The following is a 19,237-nucleotide window of genomic DNA, read 5'->3' on the forward strand; positions in this document are numbered from 1 at the left end:
GATTAAATAAGGGCATGGAATGCCCTGCCTTGATGAAGGCGCCGACATGAGCGAGCTGGGAAGGGCGCGCCACCATGAATGAGCTGTTTGGCCTGGCAGCGCTGGTGGTGGTGATTCTGGCGGGATCAGCGCTGTGCTCAGGCGTCGAGGCGGCCATCCTCACGGTCAATCCCCTCAAGGTGCACGAACTGGCGGGCCGTCCGGTGCCGCCGCGCGGTGCCAGGGCCCTGCAACGGCTGAAAAACCGTCTGGGCCGCGCCCTGGCGGTGCTGGTGATTCTCAACAACGGCTTCAACATCTTCGGCAGCCTGATGATCGGCAGCTATGCCGGCTGGGTGTTCGCGCAGCTGGGCGTCTCCGGCATGGCCCTGCCCCTCTTTTCGTTCGGCCTCACCGTGCTGGTGATCCTGCTGGGGGAAATCCTGCCCAAATCGATCGGCAGCAGCATGGCCATGCCGGTGTCCCTGGCGAGCGCCGCCACGGTCAACGTGCTGCTGCGGTTGATGTTGCCGCTGGTGCTGGTGCTCGAACGGCTGATGCCGGCGATCACCGCCGAGAGCGAGCTCAGCACCGACGAGGAGGAGATCCGCCTGCTGGCCAGGCTTGGCTCCCGCACCGGCCAGATCGAAGCCGACGAAGCCGCCATGATCGGCAAGGTGTTCCAACTCAACGACCTGACAGCGCGGGATCTGATGGTGCCCCGCGTGGCAGCCCCCACCCTGCCTGGGATGGCAAGCCTCCAGAGCGTGAAGCCTCAATTGCTTGCCCAGCACGCTCCGTGGTGGGTGGTGTTGGGCGAAGAGGTGGACGAAGTGCTGGGGGTGGCCAGCCAGGAAAGCCTTCTGCAGGCCCTGGTGGAAGGGCGCGGTGAGACCACGATCGAGAACCTCATCAGCCCGGTGGAGTTCGTGCCGGAGATGATCCGCGCTGACCGTCTGCTCACCGCCTTCCGGCGCAGCAGCCATTCCGTGCGCGTGGTGGTGGATGAATTCGGTGGCTTCGTCGGTGTGATCGGTGCCGACGCCGTACTGGCGGTGCTGGCCGGCTGGTGGCGGCGGCCGCAGTCGCCTGTGGAGGTCCCCGGCGAATGAGGCCCACGCCCGACACCCCCACCCGCTGCCGCCAGTTGCTCAGGCTTTGGCGCTCGGAGCTCAACCTCACCCCTCGCGAGTGTTCGGCCCTGGGTCCGGAGCTGGCGGCCCTGGATCGCCAGATTGAGCGGCTGGAGCAGGGGCGCCTGCGGCTGGCGGTGTTCGGCCGCGTGGGTGTGGGCAAATCCAGCCTGCTGAACGCCTTGCTCGGGCGTTCCCGCTTCGCCACCGACCTGGCCCACGGGAGCACCCGCCTGCAGGAACGAGAACGCTGGCAGCAGCCGATCGCGGGTCTGAACGGCGTGGAGCTGGTGGACACCCCCGGTATCGACGAGGTGGATGGCCCGGCCCGCCAGCGGCTGGCCGCCAGGGTGGCTCTTGGCGCCGACCTGCTGCTGTTTGTGCTCGATGGCGACCTCACCAGCCCGGAAGGCGAAGCCCTGGAGCACGTGCTCGGCTGGGGCAAGCCCTTGCTGCTGGTGGTGAACCGGATCGACTGCTGGCCGGCCGGCGAACGCGTCCAGCTGCTCGACAGCATTCGCCGGCGGCTGCCGGCCGCCGCCGCCGGCCTGGATCTGGTGGCGGTGTCGGCGGCGCCAAGACAGGCCCAGCTGCTGGCTGACGGCCGTGTGCGCAGCGAAGCCCGGCCGCCCGCCATCGAGCCTCTGCAGGAGCGGCTGGTGGACCTGCTGACCAGTCACGGGGCCCTGTTCCTCGCCCTCAACAGCCTCAAGGCAGGGGATCGATTCGCTCAGCGTCTGCAGGCCCAGCGCCTGCACCAGCAGCAACGCCAGGCCCATGGGGTGATCGGGCGGTACGCCACCCTCAAAGCCGCCGGCGTTGCCGCCAATCCACTGGTGCTGCTGGATCTGGCTGGTTCGCTCGCCTGCGACACCGCCCTGGTGATGCAGCTCTGCCGGCTGTACGGACTCACGATCAATGGCGCTCAGGCGCGGCGGATGCTGGCCCGGCTGTCAGGCCACAGCGCCTTGCTGGGCGGCACCCAGATCGGCATCCAGCTGCTGCTGGGCGCCCTGCGCCAGGCGCTGCTGGTGGCAGCGCCATTCACCGGCGGGCTCTCGCTGGCCCCTGCCGCGCCAGTGGCCCTGGCCCAGGCGGCGCTGGCTGTTCACACCACCCGGCTCACCGGCCGGCTGACCGCCGCGGAACTGCTCAAAGCGGCCCATCAGGGCCCGGCCCGCCCCGGTGCCCTGCTGCGGCGCCTGGCCCGGCAGGATCCCCAGACCCAGGCCTGGCTGCAGCAATGGTCGCCGCGGGGCTGGGATCCGGCCCTGCAGGGGCTGCAGCCATGAGCGCGCCCGACCAGGTGGCCCTGTTCGGCACGAGCGCCGATCCGCCCACCCTCGGGCACCGCGCTCTGCTGCAGGCCCTGGGAGAGCGCTACCCGCTGGTGCGCACCTGGGCCAGCGACAACCCCTTCAAGCAGCATGGGGCCCCCATTGAGGTGCGCGCCGTGCTGCTGCGGGCGCTGGTCGAGGGGATCGGCAATCCTCGTATTCAGGTGGACCAGAGCCTCAGCCACAGCCGCGCCCTCCACACCCTGGAGCAGGCCCGCCGGCTCTGGCCTGAAGCCGACCTGATCTTCGTGGTGGGCAGCGATCTGCTGCCGCAGATTCCCCGCTGGTACGCGGCGGATGCCCTGCTCGCCGCCTGCCGGCTGGCCGTGGTGCCTCGCCTGGGCTGGCCGCTCGACGCGCTGCACATCGATGGCCTGGTGCAACGGGGAGGCCGGGTGGAGGTGCTGCCGCTGCAGATCCCGGCCACGGCCAGTTCCCAGTTGCGCCTCCATCCCGATCCCCAGCTGATCCCGGCGGAACTGTGGCCGGAGCTGCGCAAGCGCAACCTCTACGGCCTAGGCGACGTGGCGGCCAGCAGGCGGCCGGCCACCCCGCCGCTGCGCTGATGCGGCTCGCCCTCGCCCAGATCGACCCGCTGGTGGGAGACCTGCGCGGCAACGGTGCACTGCTTCTGGAACGTAGCCGTCAGGCCGCCGCTGCCGGGGCTGATCTGGTCGCCAGCCCCGAGCTGTCGCTGTGGGGGTACCCGCCACGGGATCTGCTGCTGCGGCCTGCGCTGCTGCGCCAGCAGGTGCAGGTGCTCGATGCGCTGGCCCATGAGCTGCCCGGCGGGCTGGCTCTGTTGGTGGGCGTCGCCGAGCCGGTGGCTGGCAACGGGCTGCCGGCGCTTCACAACGCCGTGGCCCTGGTGGAGCAGGGCGGCTGGAGCATCGTCGCCCGTAAGCGCCTGCTCCCTAGCTACGACGTCTTTGATGAACGCCGCTACTTTCAGCCGGCCGACGCGGCCTGCCTGATCGAACGCCAGTGGGGCGGGCGCCCGTGGCGCATCGGCCTGACCATCTGCGAGGACCTCTGGGTGGAGGAACGCCTGCAGGGGCATCGGCTGCGCGGGGCGGACCCGATCGCCGCCCTGATGCCGCTGCAGCCCGACCTGCTGCTCAACCTCTCGGCGTCCCCGTTCGTGCAGGGCAAAGGCGCAGTGCGCTGCCGGCTTGCCCAGGCGGCTGCCGCCCGGCTGCAGTGCCCGGTGGCGTACGTGAACCAGGTGGGCGGCAACGATGAGCTGGTGTTCGACGGCGGCAGCTTCGTGGTGGACGCAGCCGGTGCCATGCGGCTTCAGTTGCCCTGCGCCGCCGAGAGTCTGGCGGTGTGGGAAAGCGACCCAGGGGCTGAACCCACGGGCCCCGTCGCCCCACCTCCGGATCCGATGGAGCAACTGTTCCGGGTGCTGGTGCTGGGGGTGCGCGACTACGCCGGCAAATGCGGCTTCCGGCAAGCGCTGCTCGGGCTCAGCGGCGGCATCGATTCAGCGCTGGTGGCCGCCGTGGCCGTGGCGGCCTTGGGGGCTGACCATCTGTTCGCGTTGCTGATGCCTTCCCCCTACAGCTCAGCAGGATCCCGCACCGATGCGATCGCGCTGGCGGATCGCCTCGGCGTCGCCCACGGCTGCGTGGCGATCGAGCCGCTGATGCGGGGATTTGATCAGGCCCTGGAAGCGCCGATCGGAGCCGCACCCACAGGGCTGACGGCCGAGAACCTGCAATCCCGCATCCGCGGCACTCTGCTGATGGCCATGGCCAATACCCAGGGCCGGCTGTTGCTCTCCACCGGCAACAAATCGGAGCTGGCCGTGGGCTATTGCACCCTCTATGGCGACATGAACGGCGGCCTGGCGGTGATCGGCGACCTCTACAAGACCACCGTGTTCCGCCTCTGCGCCTGGCTGGACAGCCCCGCCGCCGCCGACTGCCGCCGCAGTTGCGGGCTGCCGGCCAAGGGGGAGCTGATCGGCGCGGCGATCCGCGAGAAGCCACCAAGCGCTGAGTTGCGGCCTGATCAGCGCGACACTGATTCCCTGCCCGACTACGCCGTGCTGGACCCCCTGCTGCGGCAGTTCATCGAAGAGCTGCGCAGCCCGGAGGAACTGGTGGCCGCCGGCACGGATGCTCAAGTGGCCCAGCGTGTATACCGCCTGCTGCGCCGGGCCGAGTTCAAACGGCGCCAGGCCGCGCCGCTGATCAAGGTGAGCGGCCGGGCCTTCGGCAGTGGCTGGCGCATGCCGATTGCTGCCGCCATCGACTGAATCGTCTGCCGATGCGGACCAATTCCTGGCAGTGCGGCCCCGCCGCCGCCAGTGTGTAAGCAGATTGAGAGTTGCATGGCCAGCCCCGGTCCCACCGCGCCGATCGCGAGCATCGGCGTGCCCACGGAAATCAAGCGGGACGAACAACGCGTGGCCCTCACCCCCGATGGTGTCAGGGAGCTGGTGTCCCATGGCCTGGAGGTGCGGGTGCAGAGCGGCGCCGGCAATGGTGCGGGCATCGACGATTCCAGCTACGCCGAAGCCGGGGCGCAGCTGGTGAGCCAGGAAGAGGCCTGGGCGGCCCATCTGGTGGTGAAAGTGAAGGAGCCCCAGGCCGAAGAGTTCCGCTTTCTGCGCAGCGACCTGGTGCTGTTCACCTACCTGCACCTGGCGGCCTACCCGGATGTGGGCAGGGCGCTGCTGGAGGCTGGCACCACCGGGGTGGCCTACGAAACCGTTCAGCTCGACAACGGCAACCTGCCGTTGCTCGCGCCGATGAGTGAAATCGCCGGCCGGCTCGCCGCCCAGGTGGGCGCGCACCTGCTCGAAAAGCCCCATGGCGGACGCGGGGTTCTGATCGGCGGTTGCACCGGCGTCAGGCCGGCGCGGGTCGTGGTGCTTGGGGCCGGCACGGTGGGGTGGAATGCGGCCCGCCTGGCGGCGGCGATGGATGCGGAGGTGTTCCTGCTCGATCACTCCCCTCAGCGTCTGCGCAGCCTGGAATCCGACCGAAGCGGCCGGCTGGTGAGCTTGGTGAGCAGCCGGGGCCTGATCGAGCGCATGGTGCCCGGCGCCGATCTGCTGATCGGAGCGGTGCTCACCCCCGGCGGCCGGGCGCCCACCCTCGTCGACGAAGATCTGGTCCGACGCATGAAGCCCGGCTCCGTGATCGTCGATGTGGCGATCGACCAGGGCGGCTGCATCGCCACCAGCCGCGAAACCACCCACACGGATCCAGTGGTCACGATCCATGGCGTGCAGCATTACGCCGTCGGTAACATGCCCGGCGCCGTCCCCTTCACCTCCACCGAAGCGCTGGTCAGCGTCACCCTGCCCTACATCGTCGGCATTGCCGGCCGGGGGCTGGTGGAGGCGGTCACCGAGCGGCCCGAACTGCTCTCGGGACTGAACACGGTGGATGGCGCGGTGTGCCATCCCGGGGTGGCCAAGGCGCTGGGTGTGCCCACCCGCCACCCGATGGCCTGCCTGCGCTGATCGGGATCACTGCCAGCGCTGATCCGGATCAATCCGCCGCCGCGCCAACAGCCAGCGAGGGGAGAGGGCGTACCAGCGCTGACGGTGCGATCCCCTCGCGCAGAGCCAGCACCAAACCCGCCGCCTCGGCATAGGTGGCGGCCGGAAGCACCGGAATCCCGAGGGCGTCGCCGCTGACCTCGAGCACACAGGCATTGCTCTGAACGGCGATCACCGGCAGGCCGCGGGCGGCGCAGCGCAGCACCGCCTCCCCCCCCAGCGCGCCGGCGGGAGCCACCACGGCGCCAATCCGGGCGGGGTGGATCAGCTCGGCGGGCAGCGCCGCACCGACCAGGGGGGATGCCGGCTGCAGCGGCACCAGATCAGGGGCGCGGCTCAGGCCCACGAGCACGCAGGGCAGAAACGTGTGCCCCAGTTCTTCAGCTGCGGCGCGTGGATCAAGGCCCACCTCCAGCGGCAGTGGCGCCAGGGCGGGCGCGTGGGCGCAGGGGATCCCCAGGTGGCGTCCCAGCAGGTGACTGATCACCGCCTCGGCACCGGCCAGCCCGTCGACGCCAGCGCCGCCGCGGTAGGCCGCAAGCTCCTGCGGGCCGTTGTCGTCCGGGAAGCGGGTCACGATCGCAATGGCTGTGGCCCCCGCCTCTCGCAGGCGTTCCCCGGCCCGCAGCAGCTCGGCTGGATGCTCAAGCCCACCACCGCTCGCTCCGCTGCTGCTGCGGCTCAACGCCACCCCCAGGGGCCGCTCGGTGGTGAGCACCGGGCCAACGGCAAGGCCGAGCGTGGCCCTGCAGGCATCCGCCACCTGCAGGTGCCGCTGACGCAGTTCCGGCTCGATGCCGGCATCCAGCAACAGTCCCACCTGGCGCTGACGCACGGGTGCGAGCGCCAGATCCCCGGCGGCGAAGCGGTTCAACGCCCAGCCCTCCACGTAGTGGATCCTCGGGTCGCTCCAGTAGAGAGCGGCACCATTCATCACGTTCGGGTGGGTGATCAGGCAGCCGCTGGCCGCCGCCAGCAGGCGCGCGGCAGGCAGACCATCACCGGCATAGCCGCCGATGCAGCATCCGATCCCGGTCGGGATCACCAGCAGGAGCGGCAAAGGCGCCGCTGGGCCGATGGCAGGGGTCATGGCTCCACCAGCAGCACTGCTTCCAGCCGCGCGCGCCTGGCCCCGTGCTCCGCGCTCTCGACGGCCGTGATCGCCCAGCGCAGCGGCACGCCCTCCTCGCGATCGAGAGCCGCCAACACAGCGGCCACTACCGAAGCGGAGGGCGATGACGCGACTGGTGCTGGGGCGGGCGACGACGCAGTGACTGGAAGCGGCACCCACACCTCCCTGGCGATCAACCGCACGGCATCTCTGGCTTCACGGGCCAGGCGCTCACTTCTGATACTGCCCGAACTGGGCCACGTACAACGCATCCTCCTGGCCCGCCTTCAGCTGCAGATCACTGCGCGGGTAGGCCACACAGAGCAGGGCATAGCCCTGGGTCTGCAGGTCGGCCTTGACACCCATGGCGTCGGGCTGATGCACCGTTCCCTCTGTGATCACAGCCGCACAGGTGGTGCAGACCCCCGAGCAGCAGGAACTGGGCAGTGGCACGCCAGCGGCTTCCGCCGCCGACAGCACCGTCTGATCGGCCGAGCAGGAAAAGGTATGGGTCGCGCCGTCGAGCGCAGCGACGATGGTGAAGGTTTCACTCATGGCAGAGGATGCAAGCAGCGGAGCAACTCCGCTCAGGGAGGGCAGCGGCCCCATCTTCCCGGACGGAGGGCCAGCACGGAGCTCTCAGTCTTCACCGAAGGGCCCGAAGCAGGGAGCGAAGCCCGTTGGCAAAGGAATCGGGGAAACGCCGCTGTTTGGCGCCGGGCGAAACCATGCGGGGAGCGAGGCAGCTGGCGGGAAGCTGCTGGCTGAAAGGTGCTTCCTGAAAGCTGCTGGCTGGAAGCTGTTGGTTCGGACGCTCAGGCCGTGCGCGCAAACGGTGTCCACGCGCCGGGGTGGGGAGCGAGAAACTCAGGGGGATGGCTGCTGGAGGACCGGGCCGAGAGGAAAAGGTCAAAGCTCACCGAGCAGCGCCGCTCGTCGTCCTCATTGGGCAGCACCGCGTGATCGGTGCTCGCAGGAAAAAGCACCAGCAGACCAGCCTGAGGAGCCACGTCCTGCCAGGGGGCGTTGAGGAAGTGATCAGGGGTGATCGGCCCGCTGTGACCGACGGCCAGGCCCGGCACCAGCTCGTTCACCTGACGGTGCGGGAAGAGCCGCAGGCAGCCGCAGCGACCACTGCCATCCCCCGTGATGTAGTACACCGCACTGAGATGGGCGTTGGGGTGATGGTGGCGGCCGACGGCTTGACCCGGCTCGCTCACCACGGGCCAGGCACGCTGCAGGTGCAAGTCAATCTGCTCGGTGTCAAAACCGAGCGCTCGGAGATAGGCCGGCGCAGCACGTTCAAGCTGCGTCACGAGCCAGCCAAAAGCAGGGCGGCGATGCACCTGCCAGGCGTCATTCAGGTCGCCCGTCCAGGCGCAACCTTCGGACGGATTGCCATTGGCTGCACCGCGAAGCTGCAGGGCCTCCTGCAGCATCACGGCTGAGTCGAGCGGGTCGGGGCGCAGTTGCTGGCGGCCGAGCGCCAGCGGGAACAGCGGCTGGATCTCGATGATGGCCTCAGCCCATCGCCGAGCCACCCACGATTTCCAGGATCTCCTGGGTGATCGCTGCCTGGCGGGCCTTGTTGTAATCGAGAGTGAGCGACTTGGCGAGCTCCTTGGCGTTATCGCTGGCGCTGTTCATGGCCGTCATGCGGCTGGCCAGCTCACTCGCGGCGGCTTCCTGGAGGGAACGAAGCAGTTGGTTGTCGAGGTAAAGCGGCAGCAGGGCATTGAGCAGCTGATCCGGGCTCTGCTCAAACACGAACTCCGACTCCAAAGGCGGAACGCTGTTGCCGGAAGGCACGCCCCGTTCAACCGCCAGCCGACCTTCCCGTGTGGTGAGACGGAAAATCTCATCATCCTGGGCGGCAATGCCCTGGGGGTCGAGCGGCAGCAGGGTCTGGGAGACAGGGCCGCTGCTCACGAGGTTGATGAACTTGGTGTAGATCATCTCCACCCGGTCTGTGCTGCCGGAGAGGAAGGCCGCCAGCACTTCGTCGCCGATCTTGCCCGCCTCATCCGCTGTAGGCACCTGCTCAAGGCCGGTGAACGTGGTGAGGATCGGATAGGAACGGTTCTTGAAGTATCCGGCGGCCTTGCGTCCGATCAGCACCAGTTCCACCGTGAAACCCTGGCCCTTGAGCTCAGCGAAACGCTGTTCCGTGCGCTTGATGATGTTGGCGTTGTAGCCACCACAGAGGCCACGGTCAGCACTCACCACCACAAGGGTGATGTGACGCACAGGCCGGGTCTGTTCAAGCAGCGGGGTGTTGGCCACATCCTCGAAACGCAGACGGGTCTGCAGGTTTTCGAGCATCCGGGCCAGGCGGTCGGCAAACGGCCTCGACCGCAGCACCTGTTCCTGGGCACGCCGCACCTTGGCTGCCGCGACCATCCCCATGGCCTCGGTGATCTTGCGGGTGTTCTTGACCGAACTGATGCGGTCGCGGGTTTCCTTGAGGTTGGCCATGGTTCAGGTGCTTCGCTTCAGGGAGATCAGGCCGAAGCCAGAAGGGTGGAGGTGACTTCGCTGATGGCCGCCTTGAGCATGGCCTCGGAGGATTCGCTCAACTGCTTCTCGGTTTGCACCTGCTCGATATAGGCAGCCGCATTGGTCTTGAGGTATTCCCGCAGCTCGCGAACGAACTGGGTCACCTGGTCGATGGCCACGTCATCGATCAGGCCCTTGACCCCGGCATAGACCACGGCCACCTGTTCGGCCAGAATCAGCGGGCTGTACTGGGGCTGCTTGAGCAGTTCACGCAGGCGCTTGCCCCGGCCAAGCTGCTTCTGTGTGGCGGCATCCAGGTCAGAAGCGAACTGGGAGAAGGCAGCGAGTTCGTCGAACTGGGCCAGTTCCAGTTTGAGGGTGCCGGCGATCTTCTTGATGGCCTTGGTCTGAGCTGCACCGCCCACGCGGCTCACCGAGATACCCACGTTGATGGCGGGCCGCAGGCCGGAGTTGAAGAGGTCGGATGTGAGGAAGATCTGGCCATCCGTGATCGAGATCACGTTGGTGGGGATGTAGGCGGAAACGTCTCCAGCCTGGGTTTCGATGATGGGCAGGGCTGTCATGCTGCCTTTGCCCATGGCATCGGACAGCTTGGCGGCCCGCTCCAGCAGACGGCTGTGGCAATAGAAGACGTCGCCGGGGTAGGCCTCACGGCCGGGCGGGCGGCGCAGCAGCAGGGACATCTGGCGGTAAGCCTGGGCCTGCTTGGTGAGGTCGTCGTAGATCACCAGGGTGGCCTGGCCTTTGTACATGAAGTACTCAGCAATAGCCGCGCCGGCATAAGGGGCGAGGTACTGAAGGGCCGCCGGCTCGGAGGCACAGGCTGCCACAACGATGGTGTAATCGAGGGCTCCCTTCTCACGCAGCACATCAATGACGTTGGCCACTGAAGCCTGTTTCTGGCCGATCGCCACATAGACGCAAACAACACCCTCACCCTTCTGGTTCAGGATGGTGTCGATGGCGATGGCCGTCTTGCCGGTCTGGCGGTCACCGATGATCAGTTCGCGCTGGCCGCGGCCGATCGGAATCATGGCGTCGATCGCGGTGATGCCCGTCTGCATCGGCTCATGCACCGACTTGCGCTGGATGATTCCAGGTGCGGGCGATTCGATCAGGCGGGTTTCCGAGGTGGCAATCTCACCTTTGCCGTCGATGGGCCGGGCCAGCGGATCCACAACCCGGCCGAGCATGGCGTCGCCCACCGGCACTTCAGCGATGCGTCCGGTGGCTTTGACCGTGCTGCCTTCCTGAATGCTGATGCCTTCGCCCATCAGCACCACGCCGACGTTGTCGTCTTCCAGATTGAGAGCAATGCCCTCGGTGCCGTCTTCGAACTCGAGCAGTTCGCCAGCCATCACCTGCTCAAGGCCATAGACCCTGGCGATGCCGTCGCCCACCTGGAGCACCGTGCCGACGTTGCTGACCGATACGGACTTGTCGTAGTCCTCGATCTGCTGCTTGAGGATGGCGCTGATCTCGTCGGGACGGATGGAAACCATGGGTTCAGTTCCCCGCGCGGGGAGGCGATGGAAGGAAAGGAGGGGAGGGGAAGAAGGAGAAAGCCGGGAACCTTGGGGTTCAGCCGCTCTTGGCGAGCGCCAGTCCAAGCCTCCGGACCTGGCCGGAGAGGCTGGCGTCGATCACCTTGGATCCGAATCTGACGATCAGCCCGCCAATCAACGAGGGATCGACGTCGAGCTTGAACTCGACGTTTTCGGTACCAGCCAGCGCCTGCACCTTGGTGCGCAGGGCCTGTTGCTGCTCGTCGCTCAAAGGCGTGGCGGAAACCACGCTGGCCAGAGCGATGTGGCGCTGCTCACGGAAGAGTGTGAGGAAGCGCTCCAGGATCGAATCAAGGATTGAGATCCTCTGACGATCAGCGAGGAGCTTGAGGAGGTTCAGGAACGACGGAGTGAGCTGATCCTGGAAGAGGGCCACCACAATGGCTTTCTTCGTTTCCGGCTCAATCACAGGGGAAACGAAGGATTGGCGCAACTCAGCGGATTGGTGCCAGAGATCAAGCAACTGCTTGGCCTGCTCGGCAACGAGTTCACTCTCACCGGATTGATCGGTGATCTGGAGAAGGGCTTCGGCGTAGGGCGAAGCGATGGTATTGAGCAAGGGCATCAGACTTCACCCAGCGATTCGATGGAACGGTCGATCAGTGCGAGCTGGGCACCGGCATCGAGCTTAGAGGGGAGAGCTGCAAGAGCCTTTTCAACCGCCAGCCTGGCCGCCTCGCGGCGGAGCTTTTCGCTCACCCTGTCGGCTTCTGATTGAAGATCGTTGCTTGAGCCCTGTTTCAGCAGCGCCATGGCTTCCACCGTGCGACGCTCGCTTTCGAGCCGGATGGACTCAGCGCGCACTTTGCCGTCGGCCCTGATCTGATCCGCCTTGATCTGAGCCTCGGCCAGATCCTTCTGGGCAGTGGCAAGGGCGGCTGTGGCTGCGCCAAGCCGCTCCTCGGCGTCCTGGAGATCGCTCAGGATCACTTCGCGCCTTCGCTCCAAAGCGCTGCCGAGAACCTTGGGAAGAAACCACACCAGCGCGGCGATCACGATCGCCAGGTTGATGACGTTGGTTTCGAAAAGATTGAGATTGAGCCCGAAATGTCCCTCGCTGGCGAACAGCGGGGAATGGGGCGCCATCAGAAAGAGGGAAGGGGTCATTTCGCAGCCAGGAGACGGTTGACGATCAGTTCGCTGAGAAGATCGGATTCGCCTTCAAGGTGCTCCATGGCCTTCTGACGTTCAGCCTCGATGGTGCGGCGTGCGCTTTCCATGCTGGCGTTGACATCGGCCTGTGCAGCAGCAAGAGCCGAGCGATACAGCCGGTCCATCTCCTCCTCGGCTTCCACGATCAGCGTCTGGGACTTCTGTCGAGCGTCCTTCAGCTGGGCGGTGAGATCGGCGGCGAGGCGCTCGGCTTGTGCAAGCTTCTGCTTGGCATCCGCACGGCTCAGAGTGATGTAGCTGTCGCGCTCTTCAACCGTGCGACCAATTGGCCGGAAGAACAGCAGGTTGAGAACGTAGGTGAGGAGCACCACCTGCACCGCCATGAGCGGCAGGGTGGCATCGAGGTCGAAGAGACCTCCCTCTGGAGCACCGGCTGCGGCGAGCAGAAGCCAGCTGGTCATGGGGCAGGGACGCTGGAAGGATCAGGTACGGCTGCCGTGCAAAGCACGGCAGATGGGTCTGGACGGTTCAAACGAAGCCAGGGTCTGGATCGGGGCCGCACCAAATGAATGGGCTGGTCTCCCGATCCCGACGGACGGCGATCAGCCTGCGAAAGGGTTCGCGAACAGGAGCACCAGGGCCACAACAAGGCCGTAGATGGTCAGAGCTTCCATGAAGGCCAGCGACAGCAGCAGGGTGCCGCGGATCTTGCCTTCGGCTTCGGGCTGGCGGGCGATGCCCTCAACAGCGCCGCCGGCAGCGGTGCCCTGACCGATGCCGGGGCCGATGGCGCCGAGGCCGACGGCAAGACCGGCAGCCACGACGGAGGCGGCGGAAGTGATGGAATCCATTTTGGAACGGGGGGGATGGAAGGCGCCGGTGAAGCGCGGGTTGGACCTGGCGCTTGGGACATCCCCGGATCGGAGATGGGCCCGGCAATGGCCGGACCTACGCGCAGGAGGTTTAGCAGATCGCTGGGACGTGCCTGGGCGGCAGAGGTTCAGTGAGCTTCTTCGTGAACAGCCTCGCCGATGTAGTAGGCAGCAAGGGTGGCGAAGATCAGGGCCTGAATGGCGCTGGTGAAGAGGCCAAGAAACATGGCGGGCAGCGGCACAATCAGGGGCACCAGGAAGGCCAGAACGGCCACCACAAGTTCGTCAGCAAGAATGTTGCCGAACAGACGGAAAGAAAGGGAGAGAGGCTTGGTGAAATCCTCAACGATCTTGAATGGAAGCATGATCGGAGTGGGCTCCACGTAGTACTCGAAATACCGGAAACCTTTCCGGCTGAGACCTGCGTAGAAATAGGCGAGAGAAACAAGCAGCGCCAAGGCGATGGTTGTGTTGATGTCGGCGGTGGGAGCACCGAGCTCTCCACTCGGAAGGTGGATCAACTTCCAGGGAACCAGGGCGCCGCCCCAGTTGCTGACGAAGATGAACAGAAAAAGGGTGCCGATGAACGGCAACCAATCGCGGTAGGCCTTTTCGCCGATCTGCTCACGAGCCAGATCACGGACGTAGGACCAGAGGAACTCCAGCAGGTTCTGAACACCCCTGGGATCTCTCTCCAGCTTGCGGGTGCCCACCACGACCAGTGCCAGCAGGGCGCCGATCACAACCCAGGAACTGATGAACACCTGACCGTGGATCACCAGACCACCAATCTTCCAGTAGAGGTGTTTTCCAACCTCCAGTTCGGCCAGGGGCAGCAAGAGAGACAACGGTGCCATCGGTGTGCTGGGGTGACGCAGAAGCGACGAGAAAGGACAGGAGGCCCGGATCGACGGGACGGTGGCCGGGAATCAGCGGTCGGTGAGAGCCTGAAGAATCAAGGCCGGCTTGTAGAGAAGAAATCCAACAAGCGAAGGCACGATCTCCAGATATGGCAACCGGGAGGCTGCCAGCACAAGCACGATCGGCACAAGCAACTGGGACTTGCCGACCGCGCGTTTGTCGCCGCCGATGCGAGCGACACTGCGGGCAAGCATCCGCATGTAGAGCATGCCGGCCAGTGCGCCTACAGCGAGGCTCAAAGCCGTGGAACGATCGAACAGGAGGGCAGCAAGAACAACGGCAAACGCGGAAAGAATCAGCGTGGCCAGCTGAATGCGGCGCTGCAACCTGGCGTAGTCGTCCATACCGTTGGCCAGCGGGGCCTCGGTTGGGAGCGTTGCGTCAGGTTGAACCGGTTGGATCAGAAGCGGAACTTCCGAGGAACGCCCGGAGAGATCGCGCAGGAGCGCTGCCCGCAGATCATTGATTTCCTGAGGAGGAAAAACGTCTGTGGTGGGCTCGAGGCTCAGGGCCTGACGGGAGCCGCCCGAAACACCCCCGGCAGGCATGCCGGATGTGATCTTGGACGCGTCGGGAAGAGCCTGCAAACGCTCCAAATCCATTGGAAAGGCGGCCGGAATCTATCACGGAGCCCGCACAGCTCCCTTGACGTTTCAGGCTGGCACTGGTGCGCTCAGCAACAGCAAACGGTGCTGCCAGAGCCAGCGGGCAGTACCGGCGATGCGGGCGGGCTCCCAGTCGAGCGGCAGTGCCCTGAGCGCTGTGCCCAGTGGCGCCTGCTCGATCTGAGTGAGCAGCTCCACGGCATCCGGGGTGAGATCGCGTGGCCGCAGATCGGGGTCCAGCAGGCTGGCACCGGGCCAGCCCCAGAGGCAGGGGTTGCGGCAGCCGTGCGCAGCCAGCAGCGTGGAGTCGTCCTCCCAGGTCTGCCTGGGCAGCTCGCCACGGCTGAGGAAGAACTCGAAATGGCTGATGTCCGGGTCGAGGGCCTCCACCAGCGCCCAACGCTCCCGTTCGGGCAGGGCACGAGCGCGTTCGAGCAGTTCTCCTGACAACAGCCGGGCCGGATCCCAGACCTGGGGATTGGAGAAGCCAGCGAAACTCAGGTCGGCCTGATCGACGAAATCGAAGAGACGCTTGATGTCGTAACTGGTCTCCTGCGGGTGGAGATACATGTCCGCGAAGTTGACGTCGGCCGCCGTATCGAGCGCCCAACGCTGCTCATGGTGGAGACGCAGGCGGTTGGCTGGCGGCAGAGCATCGAACAGCTGGCGCCCCAGGCGCAGTCCTTCGCCATCGCCATTGACCCCCATCAGAGAGAGGGCGGCCTGAACACGATGAATCTCCCAGCGCCCTCCATCGGCATAGAGGAAAAGGTGCAGGAGTCCGCCTGGGCGCAGCAACGCTGCCAGGGCCTTCAGGCCAGCTTCCGGTTGCCGCAGGTGGTGCAGCACTCCCACGGAATTGATCAGGTCGAAGGGGCCTTCGCCCTGGAGGTCCAGCAGGCTGCGTTGCTCGATCCGCAAGGAGCCGGCCACCCTGGTGCCGCCCGAGCGCTCCAACCGCCGGCGGGCCACCTCCAGCGTGCCAGGGCTGATGTCCACCGCGAGGATCTCGGCTCCAGGGTTGAGATGGGCGAGATAGTCGGTGCTCACGCCCGTACCGCAGCCGGCATCAAGTAGGCGCAAGGGCCCCGCCTGTTCCGGGAGCATCCCCGTGCAGGCGCTCACCACGCAGGGGTAGCACCAGCGCCAGTTGTACCCGGGCGGTGGGCCGTCCTGCAGGGGATCGCCGGGATAAGGGAAGCGGTCGTAGAAGGAGCGCACCGCCGGTGTGGCGGCATCGGCGACTGGCTCGGACACAGGCAAAGGAATGGAGAAGGGGAAAGGCGAGCTTTTCATGGCCGGGCCCAGCCTGTGCCCCTCGTGCCCTCAGGGCTGCAAACATTTGTCTATGGCGTTCAAAAGGGCCGGAAGCTGAGCCGTACCCTGGCCAGGCCTGGTACACGCCCCTCTCCATGACCGTGACCGCCAGCAGCGGCAGCAACAGGGTCAGCCCTCAGCGCTACGACACCCTGCCGCTCTCCAGCGTCCGTCAGGCGGAGCAGCAGGATCGCTTTCCCGAAAAGGGGGAGCTCGACACGCTCCTCACCTTCTTTCAGAGCGGCGCCACCCGCATGGAAGCGGCCCGCAGACTCTCGGCCAATGCGGATGCCATCGTCGCCAAGGCGGCCAACCGCATCTTCGCCGGCGGCACACCGCTCTCCTATCTCGATGAGCCGCTGACGCCCTTTGCGGTCACCGTGCCTGAAGAGGCCGTACTTGCCGCCGACCAGGCCGCCTTCAGCCGTTCGGTGCGCACCTTCGCCCAGGGAACCGGCGGAAGTGGCCTGCTCGGGCGGGTGCTCGAGGGTCTGCAAGCCGACGCCGACGTACGGGTGGTGCTGCCCACGGGCTTCACGCCGATCAGCGTGGCTCGCTACGGCACTGAGCGGATGCGCAAGTCCCTGCGGGACATGGGCTGGTTTCTGCGCTACGTGGGATACGCCGTCGTGGCGGGTGATCCCAGCATCCTGGCGGTGAACACCCGGGGCCTCCGCGATGTCCTGGAGAAAGCCTGTTCCCTGGCCGCCACCAATGTGGCGCTGCAGGAAATGCGTGCAGCAGCGGCCAATCTTTTCCGGCAGGAATCAGAGGCCCGTCAGCTGGTGATCGACTGCTTCAACGTCCTGCTCAAGGAACTGGACGTTCCCACGCCTTCACCGCGCCAGCGCCTCGGCAGCCCGGAGAACCAGGGCCTGCAGCTGCCGGCGATCTACGCCCTCGCAGCCGAATCCCCCCAGCGCTTCGTGATGAAGCCAGGCCTCTCCGGGCGTGAGAAGGCCGAGGTGATCCGGGCCGCCTATCGCCAGGTCTTCGAACGCGACATCGTCAAGGGCTACTCCCAGGTGGTGTGCCCGGTGGAAGCCACCCAGCTGCGGCAGGGCCAGCTGGCGATGCGCGATTTCATCCGCGCCCTCGGTCGCAGCAAGGAATACCGCCGCCAGTTTTACGGCAGATTCTCCAACAGCCGGGTGGTGGAGCTGGCCTTCCGTCATTTCCTCGGACGCGGTGTCAGTTCGATTGAGGAGTTCCGCCGCTACTTCGCGATTGTCAGCGCCCAGGGCCTGGCCGGCCTGGTCGACTCCCTGATCAATTCCATGGAGTACGCCCAGGTGTTCGGGGAGGAAACGGTTCCTTACCTGCGCGATCTCGGTGAAGAAGCTCAGGAGAGTGCCGGCTGGGGTTCCAACCGCAAACTCTTTCGGTTCAGCGCCCCGTTCGAAGGCGCGCCTCAATACATCACCCTCTACGCCGCTTACAGGCAGCCTCTGCCCGACCAGCACGTCTACGGCGGCGGCAACGACCCTCTGGGCCTCACGTACGGGGCAATCTTTCCGTCGTCCACGGCCTCGGTGGCCACCCGGCCAGCGCCCTTCGGCTACGACACCCGCCGCATCCTGGTGGGCAACGGCATGAAGCAGCCGGGTCAGATGGACAGCCCCCAATTCCGCGCGTCCACTCCGCGACGGGTGGGGCCGAAGGTGGTTCGCCTCCAGCAGATTTCCACCGGTGGCGCCTCCGTGCCCCGCCGAGGTGGAGAACCCAGCATTCGTGGCACCGAATCCAGCACCCAGGCGGTGATTCGTGCCGTCTACGTCCAGGTGCTCGGCACCGCTGGCTACCAGGGCGAACGACTCACTGTCGAAGAGATCAAGCTGGAGAACGGTGACATCTCCCTGAGGGAGTTCATCCGTCTGGTGGCGCGTTCGAATCCCTTCCGCCGCCGCTACTGGTCGGGTCTGTACATCACCAAAGCGATTGAGGTGATCCATCGACGTCTGCTCGGCCGGCCTACCTTCGGCCGCTGGGAGATCAACAGCTACTTCGACACAGCTGCCCGCAAGGGCTTCTACGGCGTCATCGACGCGATCCTTGAAAGCGCCGAATACAGCCAGTCCTTCGGTGAGGACACCGTTCCCTACGAGCGGTTTGTCACACCGGCCGATCTCAACGCCCGTCGGGTGCCGAAGCTGAAGGTGCCTTACAACGCGGCAGCGGTTGTGGAGCTCACCCCTGTGCGCCGCCCCGAAACTGCCCGTAACGAGTCGTTCCGCGGTAGCGGCGACCTCACCCAACGCAACCTGCCAGACCGTCGCCTGCAGCGCGTTGTGGGCGGCTGGAGCCCCAAGATCGCCGATGGCGAGCAGCCTGCTGCCCGTCCTTCGGTGGAGGGACCCCAGAGCATCAAGCAGCCGCCGGAGCCCACCCGGCGCTGGAGTGCTGCACGTCAGCGCTTTGGCTACGCGGCTCCTGCCTGGTCACCCGCTCCCGCCCAGACCACGCGCCAGCTTTCTTCTCCGCCGGTGGGGGGCTGGTCTGCCCGCCTGAGCGGCAATGGCGCCAGCTTCACCCAGGTTCGCGAACCCCAGGCCGCGATGGCGAACGCCCTCCAGGGTGCCCGTCCCCAGGGCTTCAGCCGCCGACGTGGCATCGGCGCGCCGATCACCTGGCGGCCCGGAGCCAGCGAGTCTTCACTTCAGGCTGTGATTGCAGCCACCTACCGGCAACTGCTGAATCGCATGCCATTAGCAGCTGAACGGCTCGGCGACGCCGAATCCCAACTGCGTGATGGGCAGATCTCCCTGTCCGAGTTTGTCGGGATCGTCGCGTCCAGTGACCTGTTCCAGCAGCGCCTCAACCGCATGGCCCCGCTTCGCGCCGCCTCTGCGGCCTATCTCGCCCTGATGGGGCGGGCCGGTCAACCCAAAGAGGTGAGTGATTTCCTGGCCGTGCGCGGCAAGCAGGGCCAGACGACCGCCCTGAGCGCTCTGCTCACCAGCGAGGAGTATGCCGCCCGCTTCGGTCGCGACACCGTTCCTTATCTCTGGGGCCTCAACACCGAGGACGGCATCCCATTGCCCACTGTGAACCGAACCGCTGCGCTCTACGCCGGCAACGCCGGACTCACCCCACCCACCCGGGGCGCCATCTGAGCATCAAGCCCAGACACTTATTCAATCGCATCTGCGCCACCCTGCACCTCCTGGATCTCAATCCAGGAGGTTTTTTGTGCTTGGGTATCAATCTGGCCCAACCAAGTGCGCAGATCGAAGTGAAACCTTGGTCAAAC

19 protein-coding genes are annotated in these 19,237 nt (G+C 66.3%); 6 read left to right on the top strand and 13 right to left on the bottom strand.

Features of this window, described 5'->3' with window-relative positions:
* The first annotated feature begins 74 nt into the window (after positions 1–74).
* The 5 genes from KBZ19_RS12125 to ald all read left to right on the top strand — a co-directional run bounded on the left by KBZ19_RS12125 (position 75) and on the right by ald (position 5,927).
* Positions 75–1,091, top strand: a complete 1,017-nt coding sequence (locus tag KBZ19_RS12125; RefSeq protein WP_094512721.1) for a CNNM domain-containing protein — start codon at positions 75–77, stop codon at positions 1,089–1,091.
* Complete coding sequence (locus KBZ19_RS12130) at positions 1,088–2,404, top strand: GTP-binding protein (RefSeq protein WP_255101104.1); 1,317 nt, start codon at positions 1,088–1,090, stop codon at positions 2,402–2,404. The genes KBZ19_RS12125 and KBZ19_RS12130 overlap by 4 nt, the downstream gene beginning before the upstream one ends.
* A complete protein-coding gene (locus KBZ19_RS12135) occupies positions 2,401–3,015 on the top strand; it encodes a nicotinate-nucleotide adenylyltransferase (RefSeq protein ID WP_094512816.1) in 615 nt (204 codons plus the stop codon). The genes KBZ19_RS12130 and KBZ19_RS12135 overlap by 4 nt, the downstream gene beginning before the upstream one ends.
* The gene (locus tag KBZ19_RS12140) at positions 3,015–4,712 is read left to right on the top strand and encodes an NAD+ synthase (protein ID WP_255101105.1); all 1,698 of its coding nucleotides are present in this window, start codon (positions 3,015–3,017) and stop codon (positions 4,710–4,712) included. The genes KBZ19_RS12135 and KBZ19_RS12140 overlap by 1 nt, the downstream gene beginning before the upstream one ends.
* Before the next feature lie 75 nt (positions 4,713–4,787).
* Entirely contained in the window at positions 4,788–5,927 is a 1,140-nt protein-coding gene (gene ald / locus KBZ19_RS12145; protein WP_094512724.1) for an alanine dehydrogenase, read from the top strand.
* Positions 5,928–5,955: 28 nt separating this feature from the next.
* Here ald and KBZ19_RS12150 read toward each other — a convergent pair whose 3' ends face one another.
* The 13 genes from KBZ19_RS12150 to KBZ19_RS12210 all read right to left on the bottom strand — a co-directional run bounded on the left by KBZ19_RS12150 (position 5,956) and on the right by KBZ19_RS12210 (position 15,966).
* Positions 5,956–7,056, bottom strand: coding sequence for a DUF3326 domain-containing protein (locus tag KBZ19_RS12150; protein WP_255101106.1), 1,101 nt, complete (start codon positions 7,054–7,056; stop codon positions 5,956–5,958).
* The gene (locus KBZ19_RS12155) at positions 7,053–7,184 is read right to left on the bottom strand and encodes a hypothetical protein (protein WP_255101107.1); all 132 of its coding nucleotides are present in this window, start codon (positions 7,182–7,184) and stop codon (positions 7,053–7,055) included. The genes KBZ19_RS12150 and KBZ19_RS12155 overlap by 4 nt, the downstream gene beginning before the upstream one ends.
* A 124-nt stretch (positions 7,185–7,308) precedes the next feature.
* Entirely contained in the window at positions 7,309–7,632 is a 324-nt protein-coding gene (locus tag KBZ19_RS12160; protein WP_094512726.1) for a 2Fe-2S iron-sulfur cluster-binding protein, read from the bottom strand.
* Positions 7,633–7,892: 260 nt separating this feature from the next.
* A complete protein-coding gene (locus tag KBZ19_RS12165) occupies positions 7,893–8,618 on the bottom strand; it encodes a TIGR02466 family protein (protein WP_255101108.1) in 726 nt (241 codons plus the stop codon).
* The gene (locus KBZ19_RS12170) at positions 8,599–9,552 is read right to left on the bottom strand and encodes a F0F1 ATP synthase subunit gamma (protein WP_094512727.1); all 954 of its coding nucleotides are present in this window, start codon (positions 9,550–9,552) and stop codon (positions 8,599–8,601) included. The genes KBZ19_RS12165 and KBZ19_RS12170 overlap by 20 nt, the downstream gene beginning before the upstream one ends.
* A gap of 26 nt (positions 9,553–9,578) precedes the next feature.
* On the bottom strand, positions 9,579–11,096 hold the full coding sequence (atpA, locus tag KBZ19_RS12175) for a F0F1 ATP synthase subunit alpha (protein WP_094512728.1): 1,518 nt from the start codon (positions 11,094–11,096) through the stop codon (positions 9,579–9,581).
* A gap of 79 nt (positions 11,097–11,175) precedes the next feature.
* On the bottom strand, positions 11,176–11,724 hold the full coding sequence (gene atpH / locus KBZ19_RS12180; RefSeq protein WP_094512729.1) for an ATP synthase F1 subunit delta: 549 nt from the start codon (positions 11,722–11,724) through the stop codon (positions 11,176–11,178).
* Positions 11,724–12,266, bottom strand: coding sequence for a F0F1 ATP synthase subunit B (locus KBZ19_RS12185; protein WP_094512730.1), 543 nt, complete (start codon positions 12,264–12,266; stop codon positions 11,724–11,726). The genes atpH and KBZ19_RS12185 overlap by 1 nt, the downstream gene beginning before the upstream one ends.
* On the bottom strand, positions 12,263–12,733 hold the full coding sequence (locus KBZ19_RS12190; protein ID WP_094512731.1) for a F0F1 ATP synthase subunit B': 471 nt from the start codon (positions 12,731–12,733) through the stop codon (positions 12,263–12,265). The genes KBZ19_RS12185 and KBZ19_RS12190 overlap by 4 nt, the downstream gene beginning before the upstream one ends.
* A gap of 141 nt (positions 12,734–12,874) precedes the next feature.
* Positions 12,875–13,123: an ATP synthase F0 subunit C gene (gene atpE, locus KBZ19_RS12195; RefSeq protein WP_010315318.1), complete on the bottom strand. Its 249-nt coding sequence runs from the start codon at positions 13,121–13,123 to the stop codon at positions 12,875–12,877.
* A 149-nt stretch (positions 13,124–13,272) separates the two neighbouring features.
* Positions 13,273–14,001, bottom strand: coding sequence for a F0F1 ATP synthase subunit A (gene atpB / locus KBZ19_RS12200; protein WP_094512732.1), 729 nt, complete (start codon positions 13,999–14,001; stop codon positions 13,273–13,275).
* 72 nt (positions 14,002–14,073) lie between these two features.
* Positions 14,074–14,667, bottom strand: a complete 594-nt coding sequence (locus tag KBZ19_RS12205; RefSeq protein ID WP_255101109.1) for an ATP synthase subunit I — start codon at positions 14,665–14,667, stop codon at positions 14,074–14,076.
* A 51-nt stretch (positions 14,668–14,718) separates the two neighbouring features.
* Positions 14,719–15,966, bottom strand: coding sequence for a class I SAM-dependent methyltransferase (locus tag KBZ19_RS12210; protein WP_261346542.1), 1,248 nt, complete (start codon positions 15,964–15,966; stop codon positions 14,719–14,721).
* A 116-nt stretch (positions 15,967–16,082) separates the two neighbouring features.
* On the opposite strand from KBZ19_RS12210, the gene KBZ19_RS12215 reads away from it, so the two are divergent.
* The gene (locus KBZ19_RS12215; RefSeq protein WP_255101111.1) at positions 16,083–19,100 is read left to right on the top strand and encodes a phycobilisome rod-core linker polypeptide; all 3,018 of its coding nucleotides are present in this window, start codon (positions 16,083–16,085) and stop codon (positions 19,098–19,100) included.
* Positions 19,101–19,237 lie beyond the last annotated feature (137 nt).

The organism is Synechococcus sp. L2F, assembly GCF_024345695.1.
Taxonomy (GTDB): domain Bacteria; phylum Cyanobacteriota; class Cyanobacteriia; order PCC-6307; family Cyanobiaceae; genus MW101C3.

What these genes read in the sequence shown, in the direction of transcription:
- KBZ19_RS12125 (WP_094512721.1), top strand. Translation starts at nt 75, where the DNA reads ATGAATGAGCTGTTTGGCCTGGCAGCGCTGGTGGTGGTGATTCTGGCG.
- KBZ19_RS12130 (WP_255101104.1), top strand. Translation starts at nt 1,088, where the DNA reads ATGAGGCCCACGCCCGACACCCCCACCCGCTGCCGCCAGTTGCTCAGG.
- KBZ19_RS12135 (WP_094512816.1), top strand. Translation starts at nt 2,401, where the DNA reads ATGAGCGCGCCCGACCAGGTGGCCCTGTTCGGCACGAGCGCCGATCCG.
- KBZ19_RS12140 (WP_255101105.1), top strand. Translation starts at nt 3,015, where the DNA reads ATGCGGCTCGCCCTCGCCCAGATCGACCCGCTGGTGGGAGACCTGCGC.
- ald (WP_094512724.1), top strand. Translation starts at nt 4,788, where the DNA reads ATGGCCAGCCCCGGTCCCACCGCGCCGATCGCGAGCATCGGCGTGCCC.
- KBZ19_RS12150 (WP_255101106.1), bottom strand. Translation starts at nt 7,056, where the DNA reads ATGACCCCTGCCATCGGCCCAGCGGCGCCTTTGCCGCTCCTGCTGGTG.
- KBZ19_RS12160 (WP_094512726.1), bottom strand. Translation starts at nt 7,632, where the DNA reads ATGAGTGAAACCTTCACCATCGTCGCTGCGCTCGACGGCGCGACCCAT.
- KBZ19_RS12170 (WP_094512727.1), bottom strand. Translation starts at nt 9,552, where the DNA reads ATGGCCAACCTCAAGGAAACCCGCGACCGCATCAGTTCGGTCAAGAAC.
- atpA (WP_094512728.1), bottom strand. Translation starts at nt 11,096, where the DNA reads ATGGTTTCCATCCGTCCCGACGAGATCAGCGCCATCCTCAAGCAGCAG.
- atpH (WP_094512729.1), bottom strand. Translation starts at nt 11,724, where the DNA reads ATGCCCTTGCTCAATACCATCGCTTCGCCCTACGCCGAAGCCCTTCTC.
- KBZ19_RS12185 (WP_094512730.1), bottom strand. Translation starts at nt 12,266, where the DNA reads ATGACCCCTTCCCTCTTTCTGATGGCGCCCCATTCCCCGCTGTTCGCC.
- KBZ19_RS12190 (WP_094512731.1), bottom strand. Translation starts at nt 12,733, where the DNA reads ATGACCAGCTGGCTTCTGCTCGCCGCAGCCGGTGCTCCAGAGGGAGGT.
- atpE (WP_010315318.1), bottom strand. Translation starts at nt 13,123, where the DNA reads ATGGATTCCATCACTTCCGCCGCCTCCGTCGTGGCTGCCGGTCTTGCC.
- atpB (WP_094512732.1), bottom strand. Translation starts at nt 14,001, where the DNA reads ATGGCACCGTTGTCTCTCTTGCTGCCCCTGGCCGAACTGGAGGTTGGA.
- KBZ19_RS12205 (WP_255101109.1), bottom strand. Translation starts at nt 14,667, where the DNA reads ATGGATTTGGAGCGTTTGCAGGCTCTTCCCGACGCGTCCAAGATCACA.
- KBZ19_RS12210 (WP_261346542.1), bottom strand. Translation starts at nt 15,966, where the DNA reads ATGAAAAGCTCGCCTTTCCCCTTCTCCATTCCTTTGCCTGTGTCCGAG.
- KBZ19_RS12215 (WP_255101111.1), top strand. Translation starts at nt 16,083, where the DNA reads ATGACCGTGACCGCCAGCAGCGGCAGCAACAGGGTCAGCCCTCAGCGC.